General features: G+C 45.1%; 7 protein-coding genes and 1 pseudogene. 3 read left to right on the forward strand and 5 right to left on the reverse strand.

Features of this window, described 5'->3' with window-relative positions; genetic code table 11:
- The 5 genes and pseudogenes from DWW91_RS27945 to DWW91_RS27190 all read right to left on the reverse strand — a co-directional run.
- Positions 1 to 816 (reverse strand): annotated as a pseudogene (locus DWW91_RS27945) (hypothetical protein); the annotation flags it as partial.
- A 34-nt stretch (positions 817 to 850) separates the two neighbouring features.
- The gene (locus DWW91_RS27175; protein WP_233584593.1) at positions 851 to 1,648 is read right to left on the reverse strand and encodes a FimB/Mfa2 family fimbrial subunit; all 798 of its coding nucleotides are present in this window, start codon (positions 1,646 to 1,648) and stop codon (positions 851 to 853) included.
- 138 nt (positions 1,649 to 1,786) lie between these two features.
- Positions 1,787 to 3,409 carry a DUF3868 domain-containing protein gene (locus tag DWW91_RS27180; RefSeq protein WP_122329416.1) on the reverse strand — a complete coding sequence of 541 codons (1,623 nt, stop codon included), beginning with the start codon at positions 3,407 to 3,409 and terminating at the stop codon, positions 1,787 to 1,789.
- A gap of 12 nt (positions 3,410 to 3,421) precedes the next feature.
- Positions 3,422 to 3,982 carry a DUF3575 domain-containing protein gene (locus DWW91_RS27185; protein WP_044245647.1) on the reverse strand — a complete coding sequence of 187 codons (561 nt, stop codon included), beginning with the start codon at positions 3,980 to 3,982 and terminating at the stop codon, positions 3,422 to 3,424.
- Between the two features lie 583 nt (positions 3,983 to 4,565).
- Positions 4,566 to 5,819, reverse strand: a complete 1,254-nt coding sequence (locus tag DWW91_RS27190; RefSeq protein WP_122329417.1) for a site-specific integrase — start codon at positions 5,817 to 5,819, stop codon at positions 4,566 to 4,568.
- Positions 5,820 to 5,989: 170 nt separating this feature from the next.
- On the opposite strand from DWW91_RS27190, the gene nikR reads away from it, so the two are divergent.
- The 3 genes from nikR to DWW91_RS27205 all read left to right on the forward strand — a co-directional run.
- On the forward strand, positions 5,990 to 6,391 hold the full coding sequence (nikR, locus tag DWW91_RS27195; protein ID WP_007652978.1) for a nickel-responsive transcriptional regulator NikR: 402 nt from the start codon (positions 5,990 to 5,992) through the stop codon (positions 6,389 to 6,391).
- Positions 6,392 to 6,483: 92 nt separating this feature from the next.
- Positions 6,484 to 8,394, forward strand: coding sequence for a TonB-dependent siderophore receptor (locus tag DWW91_RS27200; protein ID WP_122329419.1), 1,911 nt, complete (start codon positions 6,484 to 6,486; stop codon positions 8,392 to 8,394).
- 355 nt (positions 8,395 to 8,749) lie between these two features.
- Positions 8,750 to 12,162: InlB B-repeat-containing protein (locus DWW91_RS27205; RefSeq protein WP_122329418.1), on the forward strand; the 3,413-nt coding region annotated here is incomplete at its 3' end.

Here is a 12,162-nt window from a genome sequence, read left to right on the forward strand (position 1 = left end):
TGGAAATAAGTCCGAGCCGCGTCGTGCGTTGCCCATCGAGACTGTCTCGATGGTGAAGCGGGAACTTCCCGCTTCATTGATAATATCATAGCGTGCGACGAGTCGTGTGAGGGGTATTCCGGCCTGAACGCGTGCCGCGCTGCCGAAATCGGTCAGGTCGAGCGGAGGTGTGAGTGCGCCTGTCATGGCCAGGGGTGTAGCCAGCGTATCGGCCTGAACCGTGCTTGTCAGCAGATGTGTATGCCAGGTGGCGAAGGTTGTTTCCAGCGGAGCACCGGGCGTCTTTACTGTTGTTTTATTATCGTCGGTAGTAGAGAGTTCGAGCGGGACGAATGCCGCATCGTCTACCGGCTGGCCTTCGTGTGCAGGGTCGACCAGTGTCGTGTTGTTGGCAATGCAATATAGTTTGACGAACAGTCCTTTCTTCACTTTCAGTAGGCCGGTTGTTTCTTTGGCGTCGGCATCGGTCGGCGTCAGTTGTAATTCCGAAGCTCCGGCAGGTAGGACAGCGTCTGGAGTGTTGCGGTAGGCGAACCGTTCCATGAAAGAGTAATCGCCGTTTTCCGTTTCGGAAGCGAACACATATACATCGAGGGCCGAGATGGCATTCTCTTCGGCGGAAGCGATTGTTTCTCCTTTGGTTTTCTCCCGGTCGAGTACCAGTTTGTTTTTTAAACTGAGCGTCACTTCCTGCCGTGTAATGGCATCGCTTCCGCCCTCCGGTGCAGGTTGTTCACCTTTTTGTTGTACCTCTTCCGTACAGCTCCCCAGCAGTACGAACAAACAGGATAACATCATGTAATTAATCTTTTTCATTTCACTATATTTTTAATATTACGGTAACTTTCAATTATCCAATCGCTCCCCCTTCATCCCAGTCGGATGCCGTGGCCTGTGTTACAACGATCTTATTCTCATACACCGTGACCAGCAGATCGAACTCCTGTTCCATGTTTGTATCCATATCCATAGGCAGTTTGTTGAAAAACAGGTTCAGGTCGATATCCTTGACAATCTGCTCTCCGTCGCGCCAGAGGCTCCATAACTGATGGGTGGAGGAGGTGTAGCGGAAGGTGACGAATTCGCCGATCACTTCTCCCTCGTAGTTCATGGCGGCACGGGTTTCATGATAGGCGATCTTGTTGCCTATATAAGGTAAGGAATAAGTGCCGTCGCCCGAGGGTACGGGATTTGCTTCGCTGCCGTTGAAGCTGTAGAGGGCCGGAATACCTTTCAGCCGCATCCGGAAAATACCGTCTGCCGGTTCGTCGGTCATCCAGCGGACAGTAACGGTCATGGCGGCATGGGCGTGCGACAGGTATATCCGCCGGCGTTGGGCGGCTCCGTTCTTTACTTCGACGGTTGCGGTGCCGTAGTAAAGCCGGTCGGTGTTGCCGCGGTAACCCGGCGGGATACCTTGCTGCTCGGCGCTTAGTGTCATTTCGTTTATATTCATATTGCTTTTTGTCGTTATGATTTGTTCGTTTGTTCCTCCCAGATTTCCCCAAAGGACGAAGGTATAGGTGCCGTCTTTCAGTTCTCCCTGCCATCCGCTTATGCTGTCGCCCCTGAGGGTGATTTCGGAGAGCAGCTGCCCGTCGGCATCGAACAGGTATTGGCGGAGGTTGTCTACATAGGTAGGCAGCATATTTTGTGTACCGCTTCCGGCATACCAGTATTCGAGGCGCGTGTTGTACGGGCAGATGGCAGGCTCGTCGCCAAACGAACAGGCTGTCAGTACAATCGACAGTAATCCCCCGGATAATATGTATGAACCGTTGCATGCTCATTTATACATTCTCTCCGCGATTTGTAAATTTCTTCTTGCTTTCCGCGGTTCTATGCCTACCGCTTTGCGGAACCAAAGGGCTGCACCTTCGGGATTACCTTCCATCAGGGTGAGCACGCCCATATTGTTCCAGGCACGGGGATCGGCTTCCACTTTCCGCAGGTAATTCCAGGCCGAGATCAGGTCGCCTGTCAGCATCACGGCAGAGGCGGCGTTGACATTGGCCGTTACATCGTCAGGGAAATGGAAGGCGGCTATCTCGTAAACCTCGCGGTACTGGTCGGTGCCGGGACGGTAGTAGCGTGCCGTTTCGTACATCTCTTCCAGGCTCAACAGGTCGGGATGGGTATAGATCAGTTCGGAGGCATCCTGGTGGTCTATCTCATTAATATTGTATTCTACCACAACTTCGATACGGCGCAGTTTCGGGAAGAAACGGCGCAGCATATCTTTGTAAGGCATTCCTCCCTGCAGGTCCATCAGTTGTTTTTCGCGACCGTTGAAGATGCCGTATTTCCTGATGATGCGGAGTACCGCATCGGCATAGGGCGGTTGGGTCTGCTGCAACAGCTCTTTCAGACCTTCCCAGTCTTCGGCTACCGACGATACTTCAATGCGGTGGCGCGGCAGGTCGTAAGCGTCGCGGATATAGCCGGCAAACAACCGTGAGCGTGCCTGTGCCAGACGTTCGTTTTCCCCATAAGGACCGTCGGGCGAGGAGTAGCCCCGTACCTGTATCCGCTCGAAAGTGGAGAAGCGATTGTTGGAAAGCGGCGAGAGGATACGGTCTATTTTATCGATTTCTTTCCTGTTGTCTTTGTAGTCCGGATATATCTCGTCTTTTCCCAGTGGGTAGTCGATATAGAGTATGGCACTTTCCGTATGGTGCTTGTCAGACCCTGTGAGATCGGGAGTGAGGAAAGAAACCATCGGAATGTAGAGGTCGAGATCGGAATTGCTCCATACTATTTTTTCAATATGTTGAGGAGCGGGAAGAACGGCCGTAGCGTGATTATCGGTTTTTGCAGGACGGACTGTATGGGGAAGTACGCGTTTCGTTATTGCTTTATTTTCATTCTGCTCCTTTGTGACGGTGGCTGTTTCTGTGTGAAGCGCCGATGCGAAAGGCAACCGGTATCTTAGTGTGTCGATGCCTAATGTTTGTGTATCGCAGCAATCTTTTAAATCCTGACGTAATAATAAAGACGACTGTTGCATCCAGGCAGCATAGGGAACCGTGACCAGATAATCTACTTTTTTACTACCGGCAGTATGCCGGTTTTCAATGATTGTCAGGAAAGGAACGGCCTGTCGGCTTTTGTTTGTCTGCAAGGCCTGTTCGCGTCTGTCGAACCGGTGGCGGCTTCCGCCTGTCAGTATGACGGCCGGAAGTTCAAGCGTACTTTGTTTGTTTTTTAATACCGGTGTAAAAGTAACGGCTGTATACGTATTCACCTGTACATCTTCCAGGTCCATTAGGATAGAAAGATGCAGGCTGTCGTTTTTCACCCAGGCGGAGCGCGGCACGATACGGATACCTTTTGTTGCCGCGGTTCCAGACAGGGGAAATAAAAGCATAACACCCAGTATTAATATTAATGTATATATCTGTCGTCTCATAAGCCGGAAATATTAACGTAAGAAATAGATGAATGAAATACCGATGCGGGTGGGACCAAAGTAGGTGCGGGTGTAACTGCCTTCGCGTTCGCCGCATTCGGCACAGCGCAGTTTGTCATATTTCATGTAAGCATAACCTGCCCCGATCATTGCTTCAATCCCCCAGCGTTCGCCGAATGCCCAGTGATAGCCATAGCTTACGCCTCCTCCATAGAGATCGCCACGTAATGTATATTCTTTTAGCCCTGAGATGAAGGGGATCTGCCCGATATTGAAATGACCGTAATGACCATGCATGCCGATGAAGTGTCCTTCGAATTTACGGCAGAACCAATAACGGGCTTCCGGCTGCAAAAGGTATAAATTCAGCTTCATGTCATCCGGATATTTCCAGGCGTTGTATGCTCCCCATAATTCAATGGTTATGTTGTGGGAAATACCCACTTCAACTCCGATATTGGGAGTTGTTGTTGCCCAAAAGAGAGCATTGGTTTTTAATGCAGTCTGTTGTCCGGCAACAAAAACTGGTAAACCAATGAGCAAAAACAATAGGAAGTGGAATTTTCTTCGCATATACCCTATATTACAATATCGTATTTTCCGGTTCTGTCTCTTGGTAAGAGACGGGAAGAAAGTATGATTTGACTCAAAAAACAGAGATTTGAGTTTGATTTCATAAAACCAGCAAAACAAGTTGTAAAACATTTGAAAGGTTATAGTGTATTCGTACAGGGTAAAATTGATGTTCGATAAATCTCTTTTACTGTTTTCTATTTTGTTGGATTTGAATGTGATAGATACAATGAAAATGATGGATTGCAGGAGTCCGGTGTGGAAAATGAGGCTTTGAAAAAGAGCTAAACATTGCTAAAACACGAATCAAGGTGTTGATAATAAGTAGATTAATGCTCTTTGTGCAACCAGAAAAAAAAGTAAAAACAACTAAGTCGAAAGATTTGTATTCTTTGGCAATTTCTTAAAATATGTGTAATAGTATTCTTATATTCGTTGAATACTATAAGCTTTTTACGTCAAAAAACATCATAAAAGATTTGTTGTGTTAGAAAATGTTACTACTTTTGTATCGTTTTAATAATTAATAAAAGTGTCTTCCCGTCTCTTACCAAGAGACAGATTTCCCGTTATAGAATTATTTTCAGATACCCTTGATTTTTCTGCTTTTTCCCGTAATCAATTTCTTATTGATCAGATCAAGCATGTTACATTTGGTAAAGTCGATATAAATATGTGTCGTTTTTACTGAGGTATGTCCCATCCCTTCTGAAATGAGATTGTCGGGAACTCCCAGATTTTTTACATGTGTAGCCCATGAATGACGTGCAACATATGAAGAAAGATGTGCATTGACCAGTAACCCCAGTTTTTTCAGTTCACCATTGTAAAGACGAAGTTTCTTTTCGTATTCTCTGTATGAAGCATCTGGTCCGGATAATATGGGAAATAAAAATCCTTCTTTGTTCTGCCGGACATACCGGATGATCTTTTTCATGACGGGCAGTAGTTTGATACGTATTTTTTCCCCTGTTTTATGTCGTGTATAGATCAGGTAGTCGCCTTGAATATTTTTGTCGGTCAGGTGTGCCAGGTCGATAAATGCCATACCTTGTGCGTAGTAGCAAAAAAGAAAGTAGAGACGGGCAAGGATTACCTTTTCAGATAGTTTTTTGCTGTCCAGCTTTTCTATGCTGAGTATTACATTCTTGTCTACTGCTCTTTTGGTGCTTTTCCCTATACCGGTATTAATATGCCTGAATGGTGAGGGACGTGCTTCGATAATTCCGTCATTAACGGCACGGTTCCAGAGCGCTTTCAGGTTGCGCATGTAAAAAGAAACCGTATTGGGATGCAATTTTCTTTCGATCAGCCATGATTCATATTTTTTTATCAGCTCTTCGTCGATATCGTTCAGTAGGATATTCTCTGTCGGCAGGTATTTAAGAAAACTGTTATGCAGGCTTCGGTAATGCCTTACACTGGCATTTCTGTCTTCTGCCGCAAATTGTTTAATGATTTGTTCGATATAAGCGATAAAGGTATTCCCCCTGAGAAGTGCCTTATAACTTTCTATGATCATATCGGCTGTTATTTCCTTATTTTTCGGAAGCCGGGTAATAACTGTTTGCATACGCTGTTTTTCTTCACTGGTTTTTTGGTTTATCTCCATCAGATAAAGATACCGCTCAGGAAGGCATCCTGGGGGAACTATTGCCAGTTGTCTGTTTTCATCCCATTCATCTTCATGCAGTTTGTATGGGAGACTTATTTGTCTGACTTTACGGCGGTAAATCACTTGCAGGTACAAAGCGGTTTCCCGGTTGTTGTCTGTTCCCTGTCGTCGTTTCAGGTTGACAGAGATGGTCGTTTTGTTTTTTTCTTTGTTCAGTTCCATAATTTTTTTAATGAATAATGTTTATAAACGTGCCTGTATTGGCGGTTAATAAATCTGTAATATAGGTACAAATTACCGTAATTTGTATAATGTTATATCTTTATTATCGTACTACTTTTGTACCGGTAAGAAAATATATATCTTTACCGCTTGAAATAAATAAACACTATATGGCTATAAAACGTTTTGGTGTCTCTCTGGAAGAGAATCTGTTGGAATCGTTGGATAAGTATGTGGACGAAAATGGCTTCGCCAATCGTTCGCAGGCCATCCGGTTCCTGATAGAAAAGAACGTGGCCGAAAGGAAATGGCAGTGTAACCATATCGTTGCCGGTACTATTATTATAATGTACGACCAGGAGAAGAAAGCGATAGCTTCCAAGATTGTCGGTATCGAGCAAGACTATCAGGACGTGATACTCTCGTCTTCCCAGTATTATATCAATCAGCATTTTTGTCTGCACATCGAAACTGTGATGGGCACGGCTCACCGTTTGACGGAATTGGCCGATAAACTGACTGCTATAAAGGGAATTAAACATGGTAAATTGGTGATGAGCCGGGCGGATTAAGTCTATTTTTTGCCGGTTTGGTAACACGATTATTTAAATAGGTGTTACCTTAGATGGGGAAACAGATGACAAATCTTATACAAGAATAAATGATGAAGAAAGGATTTTTACTTATTTCAGGACTGCTGGCGGGTTCGGCAGTCTTTGCCTCCGGGCCGGTTGATCCGGTCGAACCGATTGAGCCGTTGGGAATAGATAGTCTGATCAATTTGCAGGGTGTAGTGATTTCTGCAAATAAGATACAGGTAAACCGGAATAGTGTTCCCCTTACTATTTCAGTGATAGACCGGGATCAGATAGAGGCTAGCAGTGAGTCGGCTTTGTTACCGGTGTTATCGGAGCGTGTTCCCGGATTGTTTGTAACGGAAAAGGGGATTACCGGATTTGGTGTTTCAAACGGGTCGGCCGGTACGGTAAATATTCGTGGAGTAGGTCAAGGGAATAAAGTGTTGATGTTGTTTGACGGACAGCCGCAATGGGCTGGTGTTTTTGGACATTCGTTGCCTGATACATATGTGGCTTCTGATATTGAACGGGTTGAGGTGATCCGTGGACCGGGTTCGTTATTATACGGTTCAAATGCGATGGGAGGAGTAGTCAACATTATCACCCGCCAGCATAAACAGGAAGGCCGTCGTACGCAGGCACGTGTTATGTTTGGTTCGTACAATACGCAGAAGTACATGATTAATAATGGCTATAATATCGGAAATTTCAGTAGTTTCGTTTCTGTGAATCACGACCGTTCAGATGGTCACCGGCCTGATTCCAAATTTGATATTACAAATGGTTTTGCTAATTTGGGATATCGGATCAATAACCAATATAAAGTAACCGGAAATTTGAGCTTAGCTAAATATAATACGGAAGATCCGGGTGCGATTACCAGTCCGTTGCTGGATCATATCATGCATATTCTTCGTGGAACAACATCTTTCGCTTTGGAGAACCATCATGAGAAGTCTAGCGGAGCATTACGTGTTTTCTATAACTGGGGACACCATAAGATAAATGACGGCCATGCCGTTAATGCCGACCCGCGCTCATTCCTGTTTTATTCGGATGATCATAATACCGGTGTTCAATTATACCAGTCTTTCCGTTTAGTGGAGGGAAATACATTTACCGCTGGTGTCGATTATAAGAATTGGGGAGGGCATGCCTGGAATGATACGATTAACGGCCCGGTCGGAGAAATTGTTAAGAAATCGGTCAATGAAGTAGCCGGTTATGCAATCATGCAGCAGGATCTTTTCGATATTTTGAGTCTGAATGCCGGCGTACGTTACGAACATAGTAGCGCTTATGGAGGCGAATGGGTTCCACAGGCTGGTTTTGCGATTCGTCCGTTTCAGGGTAATACGATCAAGGGTTCTTTTTCGAAAGGATATAGAAGTCCGACACTGCGTGAGTTGTATATATCCTATCTCCCTTATTCAAAGGCGAATCCGGATTTGAAACCGGAAAGTATGCTGAGTTATGAACTGTCTGTGGGGCAGTACTTTTGGGACAATCGTTTGCATGCTGAACTGACGGCTTTTTATATTGAAGGGAAAGATATGATCTCTGTAGTGGATCGTCAGATGTCGAATATCGGGCGCTTTTATAATAAAGGGATTGAGTTTGAGACTGGATATCAGATCTTAAACAACTTGAATCTGGATATGAATTATAGTTATCTGTATACGAATAAAGCTATAGTGGCTGCTCCGGCTCATAAATTTTATGCCAGTGCCACTTATATGCCCGGCCGCTTTACTTTTAACCTGAGTGTGCAGTCTATTTTCGATTTGTATACGACTGTTGGAAATACACCGGATAAAAATAAGAAAGAAGATTATACCGTATTGAATGCCCGTGCTTCTTACCGTTTCGGTTCGCAGGCTAAAGGATTGAAACTGTTTGTGAAAGGAGAGAATCTGACAGCTACACGATATTCTATTAACGAAGGTTATCCGATGCCGAAAGCGGTATTTATGGGAGGGATAGATGTGACGTTTTAAGTCTATAATAAATACATTGTTGGAAGAGACTGTTTCGAAAGGGGCAGTCTCTTTTGTTTTTATAAGCGACATTTTATGTAGATGTGTTAAATATGTTGAATTTGCGAGCCTGTTGTCATGGCTGCTTCGTTCTTTTTGTAAACATAAATGGTGGATATGTAAAGCATGCTGCCATTGTATTTCAAAGCCGCGTTAATGTATTAAAATTAATGCTCAATTCAGTTCTTAATTTATAAATTTGCCTCGATTTGATAATGGTTTTTAACTGTCGGTAGAGAGTGGAAATGATTCCCTTTTGATTTTGGGATGAAGATATTTTGAACTTTATTTTATTAGAATTATGAGTAAATGTATTATGAAAAAGATCGTACATGTTCTATTTCAGTTGGTATTATGGGCGACGTTGCCTGCAATAGCCCAAACGTCGGTTGATGTGAATACGGTAGCAGAGTTAAAAACGAAAGTCAGTACTGCTACTGAGAATAGTGTGTTTGTGCTGACTGCGGATTTTGTGGAGGACTTTGACACGCAGGCTTCTTCTATTGATCTGACAATCAATTCGTCTGCAAAGATCACTATTGACGGGGCAAATCAAACCCTGAAAGCTGCTTTAAACAAACAGCATTTTACAGCCAACGGATCAGGAGAGGGAACATTGACTATTCAAAACCTGACTCTTACCGGATTAGTAAAAGACTCGGAATTAGTAGGTGGAGAATTTCCAAAAGACTGGAATCCGGATGCTTCGAATATTGGAGGAGGAGTAACTGGTAGTTTCCCTGGAGAATTAAAGATAATTAATTGTCTTTTTTCTAAAATGAGACCACCGGGAGCCGGCGTAAATGTTTCTTCCAAGAAAGTAACAATCAAGGAATCATCGTTTATCTCTTTAGGTATAACAAATTCGTATAATGGTGGATCTGTTATTTATACGAGGGGAAGTACTTCTTATGAAGTGGAAAACTGTACATTCGCTTATAATTATGCCAAAGGTGCCTGGGCGAATGCCTCAGCGATTATTTATATAACAGTGAATGTGGCCGATCTTATTTCCTTTAAGAATAGCCGTTTCTACAAGAATACGAATAATACAGCTGTAAAAGATGGCGCTGCCGGTGGTGGTGTTATCTCATTGAAAGATGCTTATCCTGAGAAGTTTATAGTTGATAATTGTGAGTTTGTTGGAAATGAGATAGACTCTTATGGCGAACTGGGGAACACTGCCGATGGAGGTGCTCTCTATTTTTATGTGCATAATGGAGGAGGAAGTTATCCGAACAGACCGGCAGTCGAAATAACAAATAGTACGTTTATAGAGAATACCGCTTTCGATGAGGGCGGTGCGATTGCTCTTGTCGGCCAATATCTGCTGAATGCGCAGGTGAAGAATAATACGTTTTATGGAAATGTGGCAAGGGGGGAACAGCGAAAAGGTTCGATTTTAGCCGATGGCATGGACGGAGGTGGTGCAGTAGAAGTCGATACCAAAGCGACGGCTGTTTTCGAAAATAACACAGTTATCAAGAATAATGCTTTGAAAGGAACTGCCTCTTCCGGAAATGCAGGAGGAGGTATTTCTGTATATGGCAGTGGTAAAGCTGCATTAAAGAATAATATTATCAGTGGGAATGTGAGTTCTTATAGCTATTCGGGAGGGTATCCTGATATTTATCCGGCAATCACTTCTTCTTCATGGTCATCAAAAACCGGTAATAATGTTATCGGAGAATCATTGGAAGATATCTTTGGCGTAGCCGATCCTAAACCTATCGCCTACGGCGACAAAAAGGCTGGCGATCCGAGATGGGATACTGCGAACGATGCTTTTTACGGTGTTATTAAAACGATACCGATCCTGCCGAATGACAAGAGCCTGGCCGACATACAGCCAAGTGGTCTTGCCGATGATACTGTCGATAACTCTACTTTGAGTGAACTGATGGGCAAAGACCAGAACGGCAATCCTCGTATTACGACCAGTGATGGCTTTTCGGATTCGGGCGCTGTCGAAATTCTCTGGGTACGTTTTAATGCCAATGGCGGAAACTGGACAGGTCTGGAGGCCAATACCTACGCCGGTGCTGATTATTACAACCAGGAAGATGGCAAGACCTCCTATTATTACAAGGTTATCAATAACGGAGGTAAAGTATCCAGTCCCCCAACAACCCCGGACAAATTGGTGCATCCCGAAGGTAAGATGTTCGTTAAATGGGTAACGGATGATACGGAAGAAAAAGATTGGGTCAGCTCGGCCGCCGTGACGAAGAATGCGATGTATAAAGCCATATGGAAAGAAAATGCCTTGGAAGTAACCTATCATTCAAACTTCGAGCCCGACAAAACCTATAAGCATTCATATGATGAGGGAAAAGTAACCGTCGCCACCTATCCGGCAACCGCCTTGCCCATTCGTCCGAACCATATTTTCCTGAGATGGACGACGAATGCTGATGGCACAGGTACGGCATACCAGCCCGGGGCGACTTTCACGATTACAGAAAATACCGACCTGTACGCCCAGTGGGAACCCAACTCTATCCTGAAGCTGCAATGGTCAGTCTCTAAAACAACTCCGGAGATATTCGAATTCAACGATGTGGAGAACAACTCTACCACTTCTGTGATGGTTGGAACTCCCGTTTACGTCCAGATCAGACCGATAGAGCTTGACTACATAGATTACGACCGCTGGTCCATCGAATACACCGCAACGCCGGCAGACTACCACTATCCGATGGAAGAATCTATCGCAAAAACCCTTCGCTACGATTTCAACAAAGGGGAAGCTCATACGCTGGAAGGAACTTATTATTATAATGTAAGCAAACTGATCCTTTACAAGGATGGGGTAGAGGTTGCCACTTATATCTATCGTAACGCCACCTGTACCCACACCGTGATCATCCAGGCGAAGCCGATAGCTAAAATACCGGCTTTGCAATGGTCGGTATCGACCACCACTCACGAGCAATCTAACTTCCGTGACGTGGACGACCAGACAACAACGTCCGTGAATTATGGAACTCCTGTCTTTGTACAAATCCGCCCGATCGGACATGAAGACATCACTTTTGAACGTTGGGATGTTGAATACTCCGTGACTCCGGCGGAACATTATTATGGCATGAATCCAACCGTCAAGACCGAACGTCATAATTTCAATAACCGCGAAGCACATACGGAAATCGGCACATATGTCTACACTGTCACCAAACTGACATTGTATGACCTGTATGGAAACAAAATCGTCGAGACATACGATTATAACGACTCGCCCTACCGGCACACCATCGTCATCACAGACTGCGAAGACCCCGGTCCCGGCCCCGGTCCGCACGGCGCCCTGCAATGGTCGGTCTCCACGGCGTCGAACCAGCTTCAGGACTTCCGCGATGTGGATAATCTGACTACGACAAGCGTGGTGAAAGGCACACCGGTCTACGTCCAGATCCGTCCGGTCGGTTTCAACAACATCACTTATGACCGCTGGGAGATCGAATACACCGTCACCCCCGCCGGTTACCACTATCCGTTGGAGGAAGCCGTTCCGAGAACCGAGCGTTATACCTTCAACCGGGGCGAAGCCCATACGCTGGTCGGTACCTACGTGTATACGGTGACCAAGCTGACACTCTACAACGGTGAAAGCGTGGCCCTGACAGCCTATTACACCGAGCCTCCTTACGTCCACACCATCATCATCCGCGACGGTGGTATGATCGAACTGGGCGACATCGCCTCCCATTGCGGTTCGGAAAGCGAATT

The organism is Parabacteroides sp. AF17-3, from assembly GCF_003635445.1.
GTDB lineage: Bacteria > Bacteroidota > Bacteroidia > Bacteroidales > Tannerellaceae > Parabacteroides > Parabacteroides goldsteinii.